A 20,293-nucleotide genomic window follows, 5' to 3' on the forward strand; every position below is an offset into this window, starting at 1 on the left:
TTGAAGCCGGTACGGCGTACGCGCCGTGCTGGGGCGAGCATGCCGACCTGGCAACCACCCGGCCAGGGAGCTCTAGTACGCCGAGCCCCGAGACATCCGAGCATCGACGTTGCGACTGTCGGTGCTCTAGTGCGCTAGGGTCATCTCCCGACCGGCGGGAGGCCCCGTGACGGAGATCGACGAGTTCACTCCCCCCTATCTGCGCATCGTCGGGGAGTTACGGCGGCGCATCACGGCAGGCGAGTTGAGCCCTGGCGACCGGGTGCCGTCCACCCGGCAGATCGTCCGTGAGTGGGGGGTCGCCATGGCGACCGCCAGCCGGGCGCTCACCGTGCTCCGGCAGGACAACCTGGTCCGGGCGGTGCCAGGTGTGGGCATGGTGGTCACCGGCTCGGAGCCGACCACGCCCGGTCGGGGCGCACGAGCCGACGTCCGGCGTGGACCGACCCGAGGGGTGACCCGCGACCAGGTGGTGCGGGCGGCCATGGAGATCGCCGACGCCGAGGGGTTACCGGCGCTGAGCATGAGGCGGATCGCCACCGAGCTGGACGTCCCCACCATGTCGCTGTACCGGCAGGTTCGCGGCAAGGAGCAACTCCTGCTGCTGATGGCGGACGCGGCCTTCGCGGCGCATCGACTGCCGCACACGTTTCCGCCCGGGTGGCGGGCCCACCTGGAGTTGCTTTGCCGACTTCAGTGGTCGATCTATCGGCGGCATCCCTGGCTGGCCCAGGTCATCTCGCTGACCCGCCCACTGATGGCGCCGCACGCCGTCGCGCACACGGAATGGGCCCTGCGCGCCCTCGCCGGGCATGGCCTGGACCCGCACACCCAACTGCACCTGGTGGCCGCACTGGCGAACCACGTCCGCGGCACGGCGGTGAATCTGGAGCGGGAGGCCGAGGCGGAACAGGACACCGGCCTGACCGACGACGAGTGGATGGTGGCCCAAGCCGACGTGTTGAACGGGCTGCTCGCGGCGGGCGAGTTTCCGCACCTGTCCCGGCTCACCCGGTCTGCGGTCGACCTCAACGTCGAGAGCCTCTTCGAATTCGGCCTGCAACGCCTGCTCGACGGGATGGCACAACTACTCGGGCAATGACGGCGGTCAACGCTCAGGTCGGGTTGGTGGCGTGCTCAGGCAGCCGCGCCCCGGACGCGGCGGCGAAACCGGCAAGCGCGATCTCCGCCGCCTGTCGCAGGTCTCCCCTGCTGACCCCGGCGGCCGCGTGCACCGACTGCCCTTCGGTGACGATCATGACGAAGCGGGCGAGCGCGGCCGGGTCGGCGTGCGCGGGTAGGTCGCCTTCGGCGACGGCGCGAGCGAACCGGTCGGCAAGGGCGCCTTCGCCGGCCAGGCGGCTGGCGGCGAGGAACCCGGCGATCGGCGCGTTCTCGGTGGAGCAGGCCGTGCCGCCCTGGATCGACAGGCAACCGGCCGGCCGGTCGGACCGGGTCACGGCGAGCACGTTCTCGCGCAACAGGGTGGCGACGACCTCGTACGCGGTCGGTTGGGCGAATGCGTCTCGCGCGTACCCCATGTCCTGTTCGGCGTAGCGGGCCACGACCTTGCGGAACAACTCCTCCTTGCCGCCGAACGCGGCGTAAAGGCTCGGTTTGTTGATGCCCATCGCGGCGGTGAGGTCGCTCACCGATGCGCCCTCGTACCCCTGACGCCAGAACACCTCCACCGCGCGCTCCAGCGCCTCGTCGGCGTCGAAACCCCGTGGTCGCCCTCGCTGCGGCACTGCCCACCACCTCCCACGATCCATGCTACCCGTGGCGCAACCGATCGGTACAGAAATTTGTGGGCCAGGTCAGGGGTTGCTACGGTCATATCAGTACCGCTCGGTACAGAATTTGGAGGACGGCGTGACGACTCGACTGAACACCCCGCTGCCCGCGGTCGGGCTCTGGAGCATGGAGCTGCGCGGCGCCGCCAACCCGACCGTTCGGGAAGCGGCGACCGAACTCGACGAGCTGGGCTTCCGGGCACTGTGGGTGCCCGGCCTGGACGGCGGCGGGGCCGTCGACGACGTCGGGCACCTGCTCGAGGCCGCACCGCAGGCCACGGTCACGCTGGGAGTACTGGCGATCTGGGGCCAGGACCCGGCTGCCCTGGGTGACCGGCTGGCCGCGCTGGACGCCGCGCACGGGCCCCGGGCGATTATGGGATTCGGGGTGAGCAACGCCCACTCCGCCTCCCAGGCAGGCCAGGACTACGGCCGGCCGGTGGAGTCGATGGGCCGCTGGCTGGACGCCCTCGACAGCGCGCCCCGGCCGGTTCCTGTCGAGCGGCGCATCCTCGGCGCGCTCGGGCCGAAGATGTCGGACCTGGCAGCCAACCGAACAGCCGGCTGGCATCCGTTCCTCGTGACCCCGGACTACACGGCGATCCAACGGAAGCGCGTCGGGGCGCAGCCGCTGGTCGCGCCGCACCTGGCTGTCGTCCTCGACAAGGACCCGGACCGGGCGCGCGCCGCCGCCCGCGCGGGAATCGGGATGTTCATCGGCTTCCCCACGTACCGGGCCAACCTCGCACGCCTCGGTTTCACCGACGACGACCTGATCCCCGGCGGCAGCGACCGCCTGATCGACGCCCTGGTCGCCTGGGGCGACCTGGACGCGGTGGCCACGCGCATCCGGGAGCACCTGGACGCGGGCGCGGACCACGTCGCCCTCCACGTGCTGCGACCCGACGACCCAGATCGACCGGCACTGCCCCTGCCGCAGTGGCGCGAGCTGGCGACTCTCCTGCCGGGCTTTGCCTCTACCAATTGACCACCGGCCAACACGACGGCCGGCCGGACCAACCGCACCGCAACATGAGGAGATCCATCGTGGGACAGCTTGACGGCAAGACCGCCCTCGTCACCGGGGGCACCACGGGCATCGGCCTGGCCGCCGCCCGCCGCTTCGCCGCCGAAGGCGCGTACGTCTTCATCACGGGCCGGCGCAAGGGCCCGCTGGACGAGGCCGTGGCCAGCATCGGCGCCAACGCCACCGGCGTCGCCAGCGACGTCAGCAACCTCGACGACCTGGACCGGGTGATGCGGGCGATCGAGGCCCGGGGCGCGGGGCTGGACGTGGTGTTCGCCAACGCCGGCGGTGGGGAGTTCCTTCCGCTCGGCTCGATCACGGTCGAGCACTACGCGAACACCTTCGACACCAACGTCCGCGGCACCCTCTTCACCGTGCAGAAGGCCCTGCCCCTGCTCAACGAGGGAGCCTCGGTCGTGCTGGCCGGCTCGACAGCCGCGGTCAACGGCACCCCGGCGTTCAGCGTCTACTCCGCCTCCAAGGCGGCCATCCGCTCGTTCGGCCGCGCCTGGGCCGCCGAACTGATCGGCCGGAACATCCGGGTCAACACCCTGATCCCCGGCCCGACCGAGACGCCCGGGGTCGCGGGCCTGGCACCCAGCCCGGAGGAAGCCCCCGGGTTGCTGCAGGCCATCGCCTCGGGCGTGCCCATGCGCCGGATGGCCCATCCGGACGAGATCGCCAACGCCGCGCTCTTCCTCGCCTCGAACCAGAGCAGCTTCATGACCGGCGGCGAACTCTTCGTCGACGGCGGCCAGCAGCAGCTCTAACTATTCAGACTGGGCTGGCTTCCCAAGCCCGAGCGCCGCCCCCAGGACGCGGCCACCGGCAATGCCGAACAACAGGCCGATCCAGATCGCGAACGGCGCAACGAAGGGAGCTGCGACGGCAACCGCCAGTCCAAGAGCGATAAGTAGACCGCCGAGAACAATCCCCGCCCGACGCTTGGTCATGGGGGCGAGTTGAGCACAGCCGTCAGCTCTACAGCAACGGGCCACCCGTCCCAGCAATGACCCAACGTCAACGTTTGCGGCGCCAGGAGCAGCACATAGGTAGAAACGCCCGGTCGATCCTCGAGGATCGACCGGGCGTTTCTGCATTTCATGAGCGGTGGCGGAGGGATTTGAACCCTCGGAGGGCGTTAACCCTCACACGCTTTCGAGGCGTGCTCCTTAGGCCGCTCGGACACGCCACCGCCGACGAGGGTACAGGACCACCGGTTCCGACGCCGAACCGGTATCGCCCGAGCCGGCCTGGCAGGATCTTTGCCATGAGTACGCACATCGGCGCGAAGCCGGGCGAGATCGCCGAGCGGGTCCTGATGCCGGGCGACCCGCTGCGGGCCAAGTGGATCGCAGAGACCTACCTCGAGGGCGCCACCTGCTACTCGACGGTCCGGGGCATGCTGGGCTTCACCGGCCGCTGGAACGGCGTCGAGGTTTCCGTCCAGGGCTCCGGCATGGGCATGCCGTCGGCCTCCATCTACGCCCACGAACTGATCAACGAGTACGGCGTGAAGACGCTGATCCGGGTCGGCTCCTGCGGCGCCCTCAGCACCGACCTGCAACTGCGCGACGTGGTGGCCGCGATCGGGTCATCCACGGACTCGAACATGAACCGGATGCGTTTCGATGGTCTGATCGACTACGCCCCGGTGGCCGACTTCGGGCTGCTGCGTACGTCGGTCGAGGTGGCTGAGCGGCGCGGCATCACCATGCACGTCGGGCCGATCCTGGCGGCAGACGCCTTCTACACCGACCGTCCGGACCTCTACGACACGCTCGCCGACTACGGCGTGTTGGCGGTGGAGATGGAGTCGGCGGCGCTCTACACGATCGCCGCGCGGTTCAAGGCCCGCGCGCTGACCGTGCTGACCGTCAGCGACCACATCAAGACCGGCGAGAAGACCACCTCCGAGGAACGGGAGCAGACCTTCAGCCAGATGGTCGAAATCGCCCTCGACACAATCATCGCCTAACCCCTCCCCCCGTCCCCCGTCCCCCGTCCCCTTCCCCTCCCCCTCGCCCCTCGCCCCCGCCTCGTTGATCTAGGGCATATCGTTGCTAGTGGATCTCGGATCACGACCATATGCCCTAGATCAACGGGGACGTTTGGGCGCGGGGAGGGCGGGGAGGGCGGGGGGAGGGTACGAGCGCTGTTAGGGGGCGGGTGGGCCGTTAGCACGTGGGCGGGGCTCGTGGGGGTTGTCCACAGGGCGGATGGTTGTCCACAGGGTGCGGCCGTGGGCGAGCGCGGCGGCGGTGGGCGCGGGCAGGTTTCCCCTCGTGGACCTCTACTCGCAGGCGGCTGGGCTGCCCTGGTGGATACCGATCGATCTGCAGCCGACCCGCTACCGTCAGCTCGTGAGTGCCGGGTTGTCGGCAGGGACGATCAAATGGCGCTTGAACAGGGGACAACTGCATCGGCCGTACCACGGCAGGTACATCTCCGGTCCCGACTTGCCGGGACAGTTAGGCCGGGCGAGGGCCGCACTGATGGACAACCCGGACGCGATGCTGGGCTTCCACACCGCTGCCGAACTTCAAGGCTTCGGGGTTGCACCGACCGACAGCGTTCACCTGCTCACGCACGCAGGGTGCCCCTTCCCGCAGCGGCGAGGGATCACCACACACCAGACGGTCCTGTCCGCCATTCCCCCCGTCTACATCCTTGGCCTTCCCTGCGCGAGGGCAGCCCGCGCCGCCGTTGATCTCGCCCGTACGCTCCCTCGGTTCGACGCCCTGCCGGTCCTCGACGCCGCGCTCTTCGCCGGTGCGGTGACACCGGAAGAACTGCTCGTTGAAGTTGGTCGGCACGATGGTCTACGCGGTGTACGGCAGGCTCGCGAGTTGGTGGCGATCGCGGACGGGCGAGCGGAGTGCAGACAGGAGACCCAGCTTCGGCTGCTCCTGGTTGACGCAGGTGTCAGGGACTTCGTACCCCAGTTGCCGGTGCTCGACGGCAAAGGGCGTATTCGTTACCGCCTTGACCTGGGCGATCCACAGCGCAAGATTGCCGCCGAGTACGACGGCTCATCCCACCTCAACCCGCAAAGGTTGCAACAGGATCGGATCCGCCACAACTGGTTGGAGCAACAGGGCTGGGCAATGCGCTACTTCACCGCGCCCGACCTGTACAACTCCCCGGAAAACATCCTCGCCACCGTCACCGCCACCCGTCGATCTAGGGAGAATCGTCGCCCATAGAGATCAACTAACGCTGATATGCCCTAGATCGACGCACGGGGGGCGGGGGCACGGGGGGCGCGGGGGGCGGGGGGCACGGGGGCACGGGGGCACGGGGGCGGCGGGGTGGGGGGATTGTTAGCGGAAGAAGGCGCGTAGGAGGGCTGCGGTCTCGGCCTCCAGCACTCCGCCGTAGACCTCGGGGCGATGGTTGAGCCGGCGGTCACGCAGCACGTCCCAGAGCGATCCGGCCGCGCCGGTCTTGGGCTCCCAGGCGCCGAAGACGACGGTGGAGACCCGGGCGAGCACCAGCGCTCCCGCGCACATGGTGCAGGGTTCGAGGGTGACCACCAGGGTGCAGCCGTCCAGCCGCCACTGGCCGGTCCGCTCGGCACCGCGGCGCAGGGCCAGCACCTCGGCGTGGGCGGTGGGGTCGCCGGTCAGCTCCCGCTCGTTGCGTCCGGTGGCCAGCTCGGTCCCATCCGGCCCGTAGAGCACCGCCCCCACCGGCACGTCGTCCACGTCGGTAGCTCCTGCGGCAGCGCTGGCAGGGCCTGTGACGGCGACCTCCAGAGCGCGGCGCATCCACGTCTCGTGTCGCTGCCGCCGGCCGACTGCGCCCAGGTCGGCCAGGCCCTCGTGGGCACCTGGCCCGGCGCGACCCACCGCACCGGGGGTCGGTTGCCCCGGCCGGATCGTTTCCAGCGACGGATCGGTGGCGTCGGCTGGCTCAGACCTCACGCAGCTCCTCGACCTCGTCCACGCAGCCGAGCACCTGGCAGATCTCGGCGGTGACGTCGGCCGGCAGCATCCCCTCGTGGGTGCACAGGGCCAGCAGCTTCTGCGCGGAGATGCCCAGGTTGGCCAGCAGGTCGGCCTCACCCACCGGGTCGGCCTCCGGGTCGACGACGGGTTGCTCGCTCTCCTCGTCACCGCTGGTTGCCGGCCGCGGTTCCTCATCGCCGTCGAGCCCGGTGACCGAGGTCTTCAGGTCACCGACCAGCAGCGAACCCAGCGGGGACTCCTCGGCGTACGCGGAGTCCGAACCGAACACCCGCAGGTCCTCGCCCTCGTCGAGACGCAGGATCACCAGGTACGCGTCGTCGGCCTCGACGAAGAGCAGCGACACGTCGGCCTCTTGATCGACGTCACGCAGCCGGTCTGCGACCTCGTCGATGTCTGTGGCGCCACGCAGGCTGACCTCGGCGGCGGTCCAGCCACTGTCGTCGCGCACAACGGCCGCAGCGAAGTACGACACGGTCCCCCCAATAGCCCTCGACACAGCGTCGACTCGTTACGCGTGCACGTTAGCCGGTCGGGTCGGCAGGCGACCCGTCAACGCCCCGACGGGCCGGTCATTCCTGACAAAGTCGGCTCAGCCGACGACTCGGCGGCGGGTGGCGATGAGCTCGCGTAGACGCTCGGTGCGCTGCCGCTGCGGTCGACTGCGCTGACGGACGGCCCGGGCGCCCGCCAACTCGGCCAGCAACTGCAGGCGGCGGCGGCTGCGATCGGGGTCCTGTCGCGGAGTGGTCCAGGCCATGGTGCCGAGCGTGCCGAGTCTCGGCCGCCACGTCAAGACGGCGTTCGCTACGCAGCCAACCGGGCACACCGCGCAGTCATCGGCAGTCGTTTCGGGGCTGTTTCGCCCCGCTCACCAGAGCGGCCAGTCACCACTGGTGGCCCAGCGGACCGCCACCACGGCTGCGGCGATGCTCCAGCCACCCGCGGTGACGATGGCGACGCCGGTGGCAACGCCACGGTCGCCGTAGCGAACCAGCACCAGCGCGGTCAGCCACGCCAGCAGGCCGGCCACCACCGTCCACCACGCGTAGGTGGTCACATCGGTGCCGAGCAGGCCGAACAGCACCAACCAGCCGGCCGCCGCGCCGCCGCCAGCGGCGACACCGCCGCCGGTGATCGGGTGCGGCTCGCGGTAGGTGGGGCGGGGTGGTGGGCCGGTCGGAAAGAGACCCGAGGGGGTACGCACCACCGGGCGTACGGCGGCACCGGGATCCGGGCCAGGCTCGGGTCGGGCGATGGTCACCGTCACTGCCCCCTCACGCGTGCCGCTCGTTCCCACGGTACCGGCTCTGCCAGGATGACCGGATGTCCTCGCCGACGATCAGCCGCCGCGCGCGTCCGGCGTACCCGATTCTGCTGCTGCTCGCCCCGGTGCTGGCCGCCGGCTGCGCCACCACCCGGCCGGGGGTGCCGGCCGACGGAGCCGCGCCGACGCCGCCGGCGGTCTGGTCGACCGCCGAGCAGCCGGCGGTCCCGTCGGCCACGCCGACGACGACCGACCCGACCCTGGCACCGTCGTCGGCCGGGCCGTCGGCGACGGCACCCCGCACCGGGCTGCGGCATGTCTTCCCGGTACGCGCCGACAACGTGGACTATCACCCGACGCATGGGGCGTACCCGGCCACGGATCTCTTTGCCGACTGCGGTGAGTCATTCGTCGCGGTGACCGACGGGACGGTGCTGGAGGTGAGCCGCGTCGACCGGTACACCAAGCGTGGGCCGCAAGGTCCGCAGAACGGCGGCCTGTCGGTCTCCCTGCTCGGCGACGACGGGGTGCGCTACTACGGATCGCACCTGAGCGTGGTGTCCAGCGGCGTCGACGCCGGGGTACGCGTCCGCGCCGGGCAGCAGCTCGGCAAGGTGGGGCGCACCGGCAACGCGAACAACGTCTGCCATGTGCACTTCGGCATCTCGCCGCCGTGTGCGGGCAAGGACGGCTGGTGGATCCGGCGCGGAGTGCTCTGGCCGGCGCGCTACCTGGATTCCTGGCGGCGTGGTGGCAACCGGGAACCGGCCGCCGAGGTCACCACCTGGCAACGCAAACACGGCTGCCCGAAGGCTCCCTGACCGGCCCGGCACCGACTAGGTTCGGTGGGATGAAGGCTCGGGACCCCATCGCCGACCTGCGCCGGATCGCGTTCCTGCTGGAGCGGGCGAACGAGGCCACCTACCGGGTGCGGGCGTTCCGGTCGGCGTCGAAGGCACTGGCGGGCCTGCCTGCGGCCGAGGTGGCCGAGCGGGCCGGCGACGGCACGCTCACCAAGCTGGCCGGGGTCGGGGATGTCACGGCTCGCTGCGTGGCCGAGTCGCTGGCCGGTGAGGAGCCGGTTTACCTGCGCCGGCTGGTGGCGACCGAGGGCAGCGATCTGGATGCCGAGGCGGCGGCGCTACGCGCCGCTCTGCGGGGCGACTGTCACACCCACTCGGACTGGTCCGACGGCGGCTCACCGATCGAGGAGATGGCCCTGGCCGCGGTGGAGTTGGGCCACGAGTACATGGTGTTGACCGACCACTCGCCGCGACTGAAGGTGGCCCGGGGGCTGACCGCGGACCGGCTGCGCCGGCAGCTCGACCACGTGGCGCAGGTCAATGCGGCGCTGCCCGAGGGTTTCCGGATCCTCACCGGGATCGAGGTGGACATCCTCGCCGACGGCTCGCTGGACCAGGACGACGAGCTGCTGGCCCGGCTGGACGTGGTGGTCGGTTCGGTGCACAGCGGCCTGAGCGACGAGCGGTCGAAGATGACCCGGCGGATGCTGACCGCGGTCGCCAACCCGCATTTGGACATCCTCGGCCACGTCACCGGCCGGATGGTGTCGTCCCGTCCGGCCGGGGTGACCGGTCCGGGCGACCGGGGGCACCGCGCCCGGACTCGGGCGGAGAGCGACTTCGACGCGGACGCGGTCTTCGCCGCCTGCGCCGAGCACGACACCGCCGTCGAGATCAACTCCCGGCCGGAGCGGCAGGATCCGCCGAAGCGCCTGATCCGCCGCGCGTTGGAGGCTGGCTGCCGGTTCGCCATCGACACCGACGCGCACGCGCCCGGCCAACTCGACTGGCAGCGGTTCGGCTGCGAGCGGGCCGCCCGGTGTGGCGTCCCAGCCGACCGGGTCGTCAACACCTGGTCGGCGAAGCAGTTGGTGGCCTGGACGCACGATCGACCCTGATCGGCGTCGCTCGCGGGTCAGCGTTGGATGGCCGGCTCGGCTGCCGGCACGGCGGGAACGCCGACGACGGGGCGGGGACGCCGCCGGCCGATCACACCTTGTGAGACCGCGACCCCGAGCAGCACGATGAGCGCGCCGACCGGTTGGTGCCAGTTGAGTCGCTCGTCGAGCGCCACGGCACCGATCAGCACCGCGAAGATCGGGATCACGTACGTGACGGTGGACGCGGTGCTCGCGCCGGCCACCCGGATGTTGCGCATGTTGATCACGAACGCGAGCCCCGTGCCGAGCGCGCCGAGGGTCAGCACGCTTGCCAGCACCCCCGTCGACAGCTCGGTGGGCAGCGGTGGCATCCCGGCGACGAACGGGGTGACGATGGCCAGTTGCCCGGCGGCGAGCAGCAGCTGCGCGGCGGAGAGCGACAGGCCGGAATGCGCGCTGCCAGCGACGAACCGCTTCTGGTACGGGATGCTGACGCCGTAGCAGGCGGCCGCGCCGAAGCACATCAGCTGCCCGGTGAAGTGCGCCCCGCCGATGCCCTCCCAGACCCCGAGCACCACCAGCACACCAAGGAAACCCATCCCGAGCCCGACCGCCCGACGTACGGTCAGCCGTTCGGTGCGGAAGACCAGCACCGCCAGCGGCAGCACGATCAGTGGTGTGGTGGCGTTCCAGATGCCGGCCAGCATCGACTCGACCCGCTGCTCACCGTAGCCAAAGAGCGTGAACGGCACCGCCACACCGAACGCGGCGACGACAGCCAGATGCGCCCAGACCCGCGGCTCGCGGGGCAGCCGGTCGCGCAGCATGGCGAGGACCACCAGCAGGGTCAACGCTCCGGCGACGACCCGGTAGAGGGTGAGCTGGACCGGGTGCAGCTCGGCCACGCCGACCTTGATGAAGAGGAAGCTGGAACCCCAGATCGCGGCGAGGGCGACGAAGCCCGGCAGCCAGGCGCGGATCGGTGCCTTGTCAGGAGTGGTATCGGTGGTCACCCCTGACACTCTGCCGTAGCCGTCCGACAAAGTCGCGCGCCTTTCGGACGTTGCACCCTGTCGCAACCTGTGGCTTGAACACGACAAACGTCGTCGACACGGGGGCGGGGTGGTCACGTAGGGTCGCAGCGTGGGACGAATTGATGAACTCGCCAACCGATACGTGGCCGAGTGGGCGCCCTTGAGCCCCACCGGCGCGACCTTCGTCGGCATCGCCGGCCATGACGACCAACTCGACGACCTCTCGCCCGAGGGTTACCGAGCGCGCGCGGACCTGACCCGCCGGACACTCGCCGAGCTGGAGGTGACCGAGCCGGATACCGAGTCGGAACAGACCGCCAAGGAGGCCATGCAGGAACGGCTCGGCCTGGACCTGGCCCGGTACGACGCCGGCGAGGTGACCAGCGAGGTCAGCGTGATCACCAGCGGCCTGCACGAGATCCGCATGGTGTTCGACCTGATGCCGACCGCGACCAGCGATGAGCAGGCCAACATCGCCGCTCGGCTCAACGGCTTCGCCGGCGCGCTGGAGGGTTACAAGACCACGCTGCGCGAGGCGCTCGCCGCCGGCGAGGTCAGCTCGAAGGTGCAACTGGTCGAGGTGGCCAAGCAGTGTGACATCTGGACCGACCCGACCGGGGACAACTTCTTCCACGGGCTGGTCGAGCGGTTGGGCGCGGACGGCACGCTCGGCGCCGAGTTGCGACGGGGTGCGGCGGCGGCCACCGCGGCCACCGCAGAGTTCGGCCAGTTCCTGCGTACCGAGATGGCTCCGCACGGGCGGGACAAGCAGGCCGCCGGCCGTGAGCGCTACGAGCTCGCCTCGCAGTACTTCCTCGGCGCCAAGGTCGACCTGGACGAGACGTACGCCTGGGGCTTCGCGGAACTGGCCCGCCTGGAGGCGGAGATGCGGGTCGTCGCCGGGCGCATCGCCGGCTCCGGTGCCACCGTCGACGAGGCCGTGGCCAAGCTGGACGCCGACCCGGCCCGGACCATCCAGGGCAAGGAGGCGTTCCGGGACTGGATGCAGGCGCTCGCCGACAAGGCGATCTCCGAGCTGCACGGCACCCACTTCGACATTCCGGAGCAGGTACGCCGGATCGAGTGCTGCCTCGCCCCGACCAGCGACGGTGCCATCTACTACACCGGCCCGAGTGAGGACTTCTCCCGCCCGGGGCGGATGTGGTGGGCGGTGCCGCAGGGCATCAGCGACTTCTCCACCTGGCGGGAGGTGACCACGGTCTACCACGAGGGCGTGCCAGGTCACCACCTCCAGGTGGCGCAGACCGCCGTCCGGGCCGACCTGCTCAACCGCTGGCAGCGGCTGCTCTGCTGGGTCTCCGGGCACGGCGAGGGCTGGGCGCTCTACTCGGAGCGGCTGATGGACGAGCTGGGCTACCTGGAGGACCCGGGCGACAAGCTGGGCATGCTCGACGGCCAGGCGATGCGCGCAGCACGGGTGATCGTCGACATCGGCATGCACCTGGAGCTGGAGATCCCGAAGGACAATCCCTTCGGCTTCCACCCGGGTGAGCGGTGGACGCCCGAACTGGGCTGGGAGTTCATGCGGGCGCACTGCCGGGTGCCGGACGAGAACCTGCGCTTCGAGCTGAACCGCTACCTGGGCTGGCCCGGGCAGGCACCGTCGTACAAGGTCGGTGAGCGGATCTGGCTTCAGGCCCGCGAGGACGCCAAGGCCCGCAAGGGCGCAGATTTCGACCTGCGGGAGTTCCACCGGCAGGCGTTGGACCTGGGTGCGCTGGGTCTCGACCCGCTGCGTCGGGCGCTGGCCCGGCTCTGACCCGGCCACGGCTGCGCGCGACGGCGGTACGACGAGTCCGCCGTCGCGCGCAGCTGTGCGTTCAGCCGAGGGTCAGCTCCAACGCCGGTCGGGCGGTCAGCTTGTCACTGGTGACGTACGCCAGGTCGATGACCGGGTCGGTGAACGTAACCGGAATGGGCAGGGTGACCGGGAGGCCGTCCGGGAACGGCAGTTCCGGGGTCAGCGTGATCTTGATGCCGGCCAATTTCCCGACGAACCGGGTGCAGTAGAAGGCCACGTTTCCGCTGACGGTCAGGTTGTCGGTCGCGTACCGCTGGGTGCGCCCCTGGGGACCGTCCGCGCTCAGCAGGAAGTCGGCGGTCACGGCCTCCTTCATGGAGAACTTCAGAACCTTGACGGTGCCCTTCTCGGTCTGCAGGTCGGTGATCCCCTCGAACCGCAGCCCGGTCATCCGCACCGACGATCCGGTGAGCTTGGACGGTGTCTGAGCCACCGTCGGCAGGTCCGGATCGGCGGCGATTCGCGGCAGCGGCTTGCCCGGCTCCACCGTGCCCGGCTTCTCGGGTCCCGGCCTGCCCGGCATGCCCGGCTTACCCGGGGTCGGCGACGGGCAGCTGCCGGGGCGGGTCGTCGGCGTGCCGGTCGGCGGCGTCGAGGGCGTGGCGGTCGGGCTGGTTGACGGCGTCGCGGTCTCGCTGCGACGTCCGCCCGTGAGCAGATCGCCGATCCCGTCCAGAATGTCGGTGATCACGTTGCCGCCCCGCGTCGGGCTGGGGCTCGGGCTCGGCGTTGGCGCGGCGGCGCTGCGGCTGGGCGATGGAGTGACGGCCCGGGACGGGGTGGGACAGGGGGTCGCTGCGGGTCGTCCCGGGGCTGCCTGCACCGCCCGGGGTTGGATGGCCAGGCCGGCGGCGGCCAGGCCGAGCACCACGAGCGCGATGCCGAAGACACGTGGATCGGCGGAACGCCCCGGCAACTCGGGCGGGGCACTCTCGTCGGACGCCTGGACCGTCGGGTGGCCCACCCGCTCGACGTCAGCCTGCTCGACGTCAGCCTGCTCGACGTCAGCCTGCTCGACGTCAGCCTGCTCGACGTCAGCCTGCTCGACGTCGGCCTGCTCGACGTCGGCCTGTTGCGTGGTGGGGGGTGCGGGGCGAGTCGGCGTCCAGGCGAAGGAAAGCGCGCTGCCGACCATGCCGAGTAGCAGTCCGACGAAGAAGCCGCCGAGGTTGAGCCCGATCAGCGAGTAGATCGCGGTGAACGCCGCGATGACCGAATAGAACGGCCGCTGCGCCGGGCTGAGCCAGAGCAGCACCCCGCAGGTCACCAGGATGACCGGGATCAGCAGCGACACCAGACCGGTGGCCCCGCTGTGGAAGCTCAGGCCGTTGAGCGTCAACCGAGTGGAGGCGAACATCTCCACCCCGGCCAGGATGATGAACAGGCCACCCCAGAACGGCCGGCTCCGCTGCCAGCGACGGAAGCTGTGCCATGCCTGGGTCGTCCCGCCGGGCCGGGTGTGGGACGGGTTCGCGGTTGTCACGTACTCCTCCTGGCGGAGCGGGAACGGGGACACGGACGGGGCCCGCGGTGGTCGCCCACCGCGGGCCACGACTCACCTCAGAAGCACTCCTTGCCCTTGGCGTCGTCGCCCACGTTGACCTTCAGCCGAAGGCCGACCAGGTTGAAGGTGGCCGCCGTGGTGTAGCGGGACACCTGCTGCAGGTTGGTGATGGTGACGTGGTCGGAGTTCTGGCCGAACGAGCCGGCCTGCGCCGTCGGGTTCAGGTCGGTGGCGTCTCGGCCGATCTTGATGTTGGTGAAGGTCGCGTTGCCGTCGAGCGAGTCCATCGCGATCAACAGGTCCTTGGCGCGGGCGGGCTCCTTGCCCTCACCGGCGTTGATGGTGAGCACCACCGGCAGGCCCGGCAGGTCCGAGCGGACGGACTGGCAGAGGTTGTACAGCTCGGCGCTGCTGATCTCGGCGACGGCCATCGGGTGGACCTTGCCGCCCTCGCCCTTCTCGCGGACGACGCCGCCGTACTGCTTGAAACCGTCGCCCTCCAGGCGATCGGCGCCGATCTTGAACGTCTGGCCGGAGACCGTGATGTCGGACGCGATCGCGCCGGTCGACATTCCAAACAGGATGGCACCGGCGGCTGCCGTCGCGGGCACCATCATGGCGGCGAACCGCCACCACCGGGTACGACCCTGACTGTCAAACCGATCCTGCACGGGTTCCTCCTCAGGTGGCCGGTCCCGAACTGGCGGCCCCCGCACCGGGCCCGTCCTGTGTTACCGGCGGGTAACGATCGAGCCTGATCGTGCACCCGTTGCGGCGTGGCTCACAACCCCCTGATTACGCGGCGGTAACACCAGGCCGACCCACGAGCAGGCTGACGTCACGAAACGTGGAACTCGCCGTATGTACATAACCCCTAGGGGGCTACAAAAGCGGCAAAGATGTGCGCCGGAACAGCGGAGCGTGGCAACGTATTGACCAATTACAATTAGGTAACGGATGTAAAGTACGCAGCTCACGGAGAGCCGTTCGGATCGCTCGCCCGAACATCCAAGGGATCCCGGGAACCAGCCGGGCAACGGTGAACGCCCCGGGTGCCCTACGGTTTCGGCGTGAATCTGGACGACGTACGGCGCGACTGGACCAAGCTCGGGGCTGAAGATCCACTCTGGGCCGTGCTCGTGCAGCCCGGCAAGCGCGGCGGACGGTGGGACGTCGAGGAGTTCCTGGCCACCGGCCGCGCCGACGTCGAGGAGACGACTGGCTGGCTTCGCCAGCTCGGCCTGCCCACCCGCTGGGGGCGAGTGCTCGACTTCGGCTGCGGAGCCGGGCGGCTGTCGCAGGCGCTCGCTCCGCACGCGGACGAGGTCGTCGGTGTGGACATCGCTCCGCCCATGCTGGAGACCGCCCGACGACTGAACCGGAGCGCAGGGAACATCCGGTTCGTCCTCAACGACGCGCCGGACCTGAGCCAGTTCCCCGACGGCCACTTCGACCTGGTCTACAGCGCCCTGGTGTTGCAGCACCTGCCGCGCCCCGCCATCGACCACTATCTGGCCGAGTTCCTGCGGGTGTTGCGGCCAGGCGGCATCGCTGTCGTGGGGTTGCCGACCGAGCCGGCGCGTACGGCCAAGGGCATCGTCTGGCAGGTAGCGCCCTTCCGCCTGATCAGCTGGGCACAGCGCCACCTGCTCAACTATCCGGCGGCGATGAACATGACGGCCATCTCGCAGGCCGACGTGGTGCGGCTGATGGCCGCATACGGCGGGGACATCGTCGGGCAGTGGCGCGATCTGCGGTACAGCGAAGACTGGGTCTCCACGCGGTACGCGGTACGCCGCGCCTAGCTGACCCGCCTCTGGCGACCCGGCACATGACCGGGCCGCTGCACGACGAAGGGGTGGACCGCGTCGCGGTCCACCCCTTCGTCGTGCTTCCTGTCGTACCCGTTAGCGCTGCTCCACCTCGCCGGGCGCCGGACGCTGGGTCGGCACCGTCGGGTCCTCGGACTTCCAGTTCGTCGACGCCGGCGGGATCTCGTCGGTCAGTGGACCGCCCACAGGCTGGGACTTGGGCTGCTCGACGGTGTCCGTGTCGCGTACCGGCTCCTGGTCCACTCGGGTTGGAGTCGGGTCGGCAACCGGAGCGACGGCCGGCGGATCGGCGCGGTGCCGGGCGGCACCGCCCTGGGGTCGGGTCACCAGCCACACGCCGACGACGAGGGCGATCAGACCGAGGACACCGGCGGCGATCGGGCCCCAGAAACTGATCAGGCCGATCTTGAAGCGGTTGTCCTTGACCGTCTGGACACTACGACTGACCGTGTCGTCGGTGTAGTTGAAGTCCGCGTCCAGCAGCACCGTGGGGGAGCCGGTGTTCGGGCGCAACTCCTTGTGCTGCTGTTCCCGTACGTTCACGTAGGAGCCGGTCACCGGGTCGACCCAGACCGTCCGGGTGTTGCTGTAGACGATCTCACCGCTGGTGGCGCCCGGTGCGAACTTGGCGACAAGCGTCTGGAGGCTGCTCTCCGGGGTGGCCAGCACCTCGTTCTCGATCCGCTGCTCGAAGCGGTACGCCTCGACGCCCTTGATCTTCTCGGTGCCGACGAACTTCGCCGCGGTGGCCCGCTTCAGGTCACGGTCGAAGATCTGGTAGTCCCGCTTGGCAGTGCCGAACGGGAACTTGTAGATCTGGCCGGAGTAACTCACGTTGCCGACCGGGGTCTTGTCCGCCCCGGTCTCGTTGAGCCACTGCTCCTTCCACGGAGCGGCGGCACCGGAGATCCGGTAGAGAGCCAGCTCAGTGCTGTACTGGCTGACCACATCCTGGTTGTCGGTACGCCTGACCGTCTGGTAGACGTCCCAGATCACCGCGTCGCCCTTGAGCTCCTTGGGCAGCCGGTCCTTCGTGTCGTCGGGCTGCGGAATGACCTCGACGTTGGACACCAGATCGCCCTGCGGAACCTCGATGCTCACTGAACTTCCGCTTGCGGTGATCTTCAGGAACTTCGCGTTCTTCGCCTCGGCGACGGACGTCGTTGGTTCAAGATCATAGGGGAGCTTGGTCACGGCAGGGGCCACGTAGAACGGCAGCCCGGCCGCGAAGACCAGCAATAAGACGCCGAGCCCAAAGAGCGCGGCGCCCACGCGAAGCTTCACTCATCCTCCTGTAACCTGCCGCCCTACGACCTGTTGTCCGGGGCACCCGATCCTTAACATGGCGGGAGGTTACTCCCCGGTCACCTTCAAAGCGACCCCCTGGATGTCCAGATGTCCACAGCCGCCGCGCCAACAGTTCCGGAGCATTCGGTAACTGGCCGACTCCCCGCCCTCGATGCGCTGCGAGCGATCGGCGCCGTGGCGGTCGTCGGTCACCACGTCGGGTTCCAGACCGCCGTCACCATGAACACCACATGGGGCGGCTGGCTGGCTCGACTGGATGTCGGCGTCGCCATCTTCTTCGTACTCTCCGGGTTCCTGCTGTTCCGGCCGTGGGCCCTCAGTGCTGCGACGGGACGGGCCCGACCGCGCGCCCGGCGATACCTCTGGCGGCGGGCCCTACGGATCCTGCCCGCCTACTGGCTGGCGGTGCTGGTGTGCCTGATCGTCCTGCCAGACAATCGGCCAGCGTCCGCCGGTGACTGGGTTCGCCACCTGACCTTCACCCAGATCTACCAGCCCGGCCAGTTGCGCTATGGGCTCAGCCAGACCTGGAGTCTCGCCACCGAGGTCGCGTTCTATCTGATCCTGCCGCTGATCGCCGTGCTCGCCGTGGGCCGGTCGTGGCGTCCCATCCGCACCGTGGTGATCGTCAGCGGGGGTGTGCTGCTGACCGCGGGGTGGCTCACCCTGATGGGATTCGGCTGGCTCGACAGAGGTCTGCACACCATGTGGCTCCCGTCGTACGCGGCCTGGTTCAGCGCCGGAATGGCACTGGCGGCGGCGCACGTCGCCCTGCGCACCGGGACCGCGCCCGCCGCCTTCCGCGTACTGGACGACCTCGCCTCGGCGCCGGTCGCCTGCTGGGCGGCGGCAGTCGGCCTGATGGCGATCGCGACGACTCCCATCGCCGGCCCCCGCGACCTCACCGGTCCCACGGCCGTCGAGTTCGGCACCAAGCTGGCCCTCTACCTCGCGATCGCGACGCTGATCCTGATCCCGGTGGCCTTCGGTGGGCCGACCCGGATCAAGGAGGTCTTCGGCAGCGCTTCCGCCCGCTGGCTCGGTGCCGTCTCGTACGGGCTGTTCCTGTGGCACCCGCTGGTCATCGAACTCATCTACCTGCTCGACGACCGACCGCTCTTCACCGGCGGGCTGCTCAACACCTTCGCCCTCACCATGGTCTTCGGTCTGGCGTACGCCGCGGCCAGCTACTACGGCGTCGAGCGGCCCCTGCAACTACTCGGCTCGCAGTGGGGCCGTCGGCCGGCCGGGCGCGGACCGGCCTCGGGATCGTCCACCGTCCACGGGGCCACCCCGGGCGCTTCGCCCGTCACGGTGGGGCCGGGCACCACGCCGGCACCAACCGTGGGCACCTCGCCCTGAGGCGGCGAGCGCTGGACCAACGGGGCATTGCCGGCCGGCAGCCCAGCCCCTAGTGTGACGCGCGTCCCTAAATTACTTGAGAGTAGGGTTCGCGTGGAGCGTAGCTTCGGCATGCCCGGACACGTGCTGTTCCTCAACTGGCGAGACACCCGTAACCCCGAGGGTGGCGGTTCCGAGGTGTACGTGGAACGGATCGCCGCCGAGCTGGTGGCGCGCGGTTTCCGCGCCACCCTCTTCTGCGCCGCCCACAGCCAGGCTCCCGCCGACGAGGTCAACGAGGCGGGCGTACGGCTGGTCCGGCGCGGCGGCCGACACACCGTCTACCTCTGGGCGGCGCTCTGCTACGTGGCCGGCGCGCTGGGCGTTGGCCCGCTGTCGACCCGCCGGGGCGGCCGGCCCGACATCCTGGTCGACGTCTGCAACGGGCTGCCGTTCCTCGCCCCGCTGTGGGCGCGGCGCCCGGTGGTCAAGCTGATCCACCACGTGCATCGCGAGCAGTGGCCGGTGGTCCTGCCACAGTGGGCCGCCCGGTTCGGCTGGTGGGTCGAGTCGTCGCTGGCCGTACGCGTCTACCAGCGATGCCGGTACGTCACCGTCTCCGAGGCCACCCGCCGAGAGCTGGCCGTGCTCGGCGTACCGCCGGAGCAGGTCGCCGTGGTGCACAACGGCACCCCGGAACTGCCCCGCACCGACGCCGAACGGTCGACGTTCCCCCTGCTCGTGACGTTGAACCGGCTGGTGCCCCACAAGCGGGTGGAGGTGGCGCTGCGGGCGGTCGCAGCCCTCGCCGACGAGCTGCCTCAACTGCGGCTGGTCGTCGCCGGCCAGGGCTGGTGGGAGTCGCACCTGCGCGAGCTCGCTGCGGAGCTGAACATCTCCGAGCGGGTGGATTTCCGGGGCTTCGTGACGGAGGAGGAGAAGGCCGCCCTGCTCGCCTCGGCCTGGGTCGCCCTCACCCCGTCACTGAAGGAAGGTTGGGGTCTGACGATTGTGGAGGCAGGTTCGGCGGGCACGCCAACGGTGGCGTTCCGTCAGGCAGGCGGTGTTGCCGAAGCGGTCGTCGACGGGCGCACCGGCCTACTGGCCGACGACATCGACGATTACCTGGCGAAGGTGCGCACGCTTCTGCACGACGATGAGCTGCGGCGCGAGATGGGCGCGCAGGCCCGGGAGCATGCGGCGAGCTTCACCTGGAAGGTTGCGGGTGGGCGCTTCGCGGCCCTGCTGGAGGGTGCGGAGTCGCCCCGCCCAGTGCAGCAGCGGGGCGAACCGTCCTACCTGACGCCGTAAACCTCGGGGGCGTACGGGTCTTTCTTTCCGGCCCGCTTGGCCGCTTCCGAAACGATCTTGGCCTCACTGGCCGCCTCTTCGTCGGTGGCGGTTGCGGCGGCCGACAGCCCGCCGAGGGCCAGGATCCCCAGCAACGCCGCCACCAGGCCGGACACGACCAGGGTCAGAGCTCTACGCATGCCA

Annotated in this window: 22 protein-coding genes and 1 tRNA gene; 11 read left to right on the top strand and 12 right to left on the bottom strand. The window is 70.0% G+C overall.

The annotated features are described in order from the left end of the window. The first annotated feature begins 166 nt into the window (after positions 1-166). A complete protein-coding gene (locus tag PCA76_RS31520; protein WP_272614127.1) occupies positions 167-1,102 on the top strand; it encodes a TetR/AcrR family transcriptional regulator C-terminal domain-containing protein in 936 nt (311 codons plus the stop codon). Positions 1,103-1,115: 13 nt separating this feature from the next. Here the strand turns inward: PCA76_RS31520 and PCA76_RS31525 are convergent, their stop codons facing one another. After that, positions 1,116-1,748, bottom strand: coding sequence for a TetR/AcrR family transcriptional regulator (locus PCA76_RS31525; RefSeq protein WP_272614129.1), 633 nt, complete (start codon positions 1,746-1,748; stop codon positions 1,116-1,118). Between the two features lie 124 nt (positions 1,749-1,872). On the opposite strand from PCA76_RS31525, the gene PCA76_RS31530 reads away from it, so the two are divergent. Then, positions 1,873-2,781: a TIGR03620 family F420-dependent LLM class oxidoreductase gene (locus tag PCA76_RS31530; RefSeq protein ID WP_272614131.1), complete on the top strand. Its 909-nt coding sequence runs from the start codon at positions 1,873-1,875 to the stop codon at positions 2,779-2,781. Between the two features lie 59 nt (positions 2,782-2,840). Continuing rightward, positions 2,841-3,590 (top strand): SDR family NAD(P)-dependent oxidoreductase, encoded by a 750-nt coding sequence (locus PCA76_RS31535; protein WP_272614133.1) that lies wholly within the window; start codon positions 2,841-2,843, stop codon positions 3,588-3,590. On the opposite strand, the gene PCA76_RS31540 is transcribed toward PCA76_RS31535, so the two are convergent. Then, a complete protein-coding gene (locus tag PCA76_RS31540; RefSeq protein WP_272614134.1) occupies positions 3,591-3,773 on the bottom strand; it encodes a hypothetical protein in 183 nt (60 codons plus the stop codon). 155 nt (positions 3,774-3,928) lie between these two features. Beyond that, positions 3,929-4,015, bottom strand: a tRNA-Ser gene (locus PCA76_RS31545). 75 nt (positions 4,016-4,090) lie between these two features. Between PCA76_RS31545 and deoD the strand changes: the two genes are divergently transcribed. Next, positions 4,091-4,798 carry a purine-nucleoside phosphorylase gene (gene deoD, locus PCA76_RS31550; RefSeq protein ID WP_074315244.1) on the top strand — a complete coding sequence of 236 codons (708 nt, stop codon included), beginning with the start codon at positions 4,091-4,093 and terminating at the stop codon, positions 4,796-4,798. A 307-nt stretch (positions 4,799-5,105) separates the two neighbouring features. Then, on the top strand, positions 5,106-6,026 hold the full coding sequence (locus tag PCA76_RS31555; protein ID WP_272614137.1) for an endonuclease domain-containing protein: 921 nt from the start codon (positions 5,106-5,108) through the stop codon (positions 6,024-6,026). Positions 6,027-6,143: 117 nt separating this feature from the next. Here PCA76_RS31555 and PCA76_RS31560 read toward each other — a convergent pair whose 3' ends face one another. From PCA76_RS31560 to PCA76_RS31575, 4 genes are all read right to left on the bottom strand, one after another. After that, positions 6,144-6,590, bottom strand: coding sequence for a nucleoside deaminase (locus tag PCA76_RS31560; RefSeq protein ID WP_272619773.1), 447 nt, complete (start codon positions 6,588-6,590; stop codon positions 6,144-6,146). 145 nt (positions 6,591-6,735) lie between these two features. After that, complete coding sequence (locus PCA76_RS31565) at positions 6,736-7,263, bottom strand: tRNA adenosine deaminase-associated protein (protein WP_272614139.1); 528 nt, start codon at positions 7,261-7,263, stop codon at positions 6,736-6,738. 117 nt (positions 7,264-7,380) lie between these two features. Continuing rightward, positions 7,381-7,548 carry a hypothetical protein gene (locus PCA76_RS31570; protein WP_272614140.1) on the bottom strand — a complete coding sequence of 56 codons (168 nt, stop codon included), beginning with the start codon at positions 7,546-7,548 and terminating at the stop codon, positions 7,381-7,383. A 111-nt stretch (positions 7,549-7,659) separates the two neighbouring features. Next, positions 7,660-8,052 carry a hypothetical protein gene (locus PCA76_RS31575; RefSeq protein ID WP_442930179.1) on the bottom strand — a complete coding sequence of 131 codons (393 nt, stop codon included), beginning with the start codon at positions 8,050-8,052 and terminating at the stop codon, positions 7,660-7,662. A 62-nt stretch (positions 8,053-8,114) separates the two neighbouring features. Between PCA76_RS31575 and PCA76_RS31580 the strand changes: the two genes are divergently transcribed. Together PCA76_RS31580 and PCA76_RS31585 are read left to right on the top strand one after the other, a co-directional pair. Next, positions 8,115-8,876: a M23 family metallopeptidase gene (locus PCA76_RS31580; RefSeq protein ID WP_272614141.1), complete on the top strand. Its 762-nt coding sequence runs from the start codon at positions 8,115-8,117 to the stop codon at positions 8,874-8,876. A gap of 29 nt (positions 8,877-8,905) precedes the next feature. Next, positions 8,906-9,976, top strand: coding sequence for a PHP domain-containing protein (locus PCA76_RS31585; RefSeq protein ID WP_272614143.1), 1,071 nt, complete (start codon positions 8,906-8,908; stop codon positions 9,974-9,976). A 17-nt stretch (positions 9,977-9,993) separates the two neighbouring features. Here PCA76_RS31585 and PCA76_RS31590 read toward each other — a convergent pair whose 3' ends face one another. Continuing rightward, on the bottom strand, positions 9,994-10,971 hold the full coding sequence (locus PCA76_RS31590) for a DMT family transporter (protein WP_272614144.1): 978 nt from the start codon (positions 10,969-10,971) through the stop codon (positions 9,994-9,996). 130 nt (positions 10,972-11,101) lie between these two features. Between PCA76_RS31590 and PCA76_RS31595 the strand changes: the two genes are divergently transcribed. Next, complete coding sequence (locus PCA76_RS31595; RefSeq protein ID WP_272614145.1) at positions 11,102-12,772, top strand: DUF885 domain-containing protein; 1,671 nt, start codon at positions 11,102-11,104, stop codon at positions 12,770-12,772. Between the two features lie 61 nt (positions 12,773-12,833). Here PCA76_RS31595 and PCA76_RS31600 read toward each other — a convergent pair whose 3' ends face one another. Both PCA76_RS31600 and PCA76_RS31605 read right to left on the bottom strand, forming a co-directional pair. Beyond that, positions 12,834-14,297 (bottom strand): DUF6114 domain-containing protein, encoded by a 1,464-nt coding sequence (locus PCA76_RS31600; protein WP_272614146.1) that lies wholly within the window; start codon positions 14,295-14,297, stop codon positions 12,834-12,836. Positions 14,298-14,374: 77 nt separating this feature from the next. Further along, a complete protein-coding gene (locus PCA76_RS31605; RefSeq protein WP_272614148.1) occupies positions 14,375-14,989 on the bottom strand; it encodes a DUF6230 family protein in 615 nt (204 codons plus the stop codon). A 399-nt stretch (positions 14,990-15,388) separates the two neighbouring features. On the opposite strand from PCA76_RS31605, the gene PCA76_RS31610 reads away from it, so the two are divergent. Further along, positions 15,389-16,123 carry a class I SAM-dependent methyltransferase gene (locus tag PCA76_RS31610; RefSeq protein ID WP_272614149.1) on the top strand — a complete coding sequence of 245 codons (735 nt, stop codon included), beginning with the start codon at positions 15,389-15,391 and terminating at the stop codon, positions 16,121-16,123. Positions 16,124-16,225: 102 nt separating this feature from the next. Here the strand turns inward: PCA76_RS31610 and PCA76_RS31615 are convergent, their stop codons facing one another. Then, a complete protein-coding gene (locus PCA76_RS31615; protein WP_272614150.1) occupies positions 16,226-17,434 on the bottom strand; it encodes a porin PorA family protein in 1,209 nt (402 codons plus the stop codon). 111 nt (positions 17,435-17,545) lie between these two features. Here PCA76_RS31615 and PCA76_RS31620 point away from each other — a divergent pair, with 111 nt between their 5' ends. Then, positions 17,546-18,820 (top strand): acyltransferase family protein, encoded by a 1,275-nt coding sequence (locus PCA76_RS31620; RefSeq protein ID WP_272614151.1) that lies wholly within the window; start codon positions 17,546-17,548, stop codon positions 18,818-18,820. A gap of 111 nt (positions 18,821-18,931) precedes the next feature. Continuing rightward, positions 18,932-20,110 carry a glycosyltransferase family 4 protein gene (locus PCA76_RS31625; protein WP_272619777.1) on the top strand — a complete coding sequence of 393 codons (1,179 nt, stop codon included), beginning with the start codon at positions 18,932-18,934 and terminating at the stop codon, positions 20,108-20,110. Here the strand turns inward: PCA76_RS31625 and PCA76_RS31630 are convergent. Further along, positions 20,095-20,289, bottom strand: a complete 195-nt coding sequence (locus tag PCA76_RS31630; RefSeq protein ID WP_272614153.1) for a hypothetical protein — start codon at positions 20,287-20,289, stop codon at positions 20,095-20,097. The genes PCA76_RS31625 and PCA76_RS31630 overlap by 16 nt on opposite strands. Between the last annotated feature and the right edge of the window lie 4 nt (positions 20,290-20,293).

Origin of the sequence: Micromonospora sp. LH3U1 (assembly GCF_028475105.1) — a bacterium.
In the GTDB taxonomy this organism is placed as follows: domain Bacteria; phylum Actinomycetota; class Actinomycetes; order Mycobacteriales; family Micromonosporaceae; genus Micromonospora.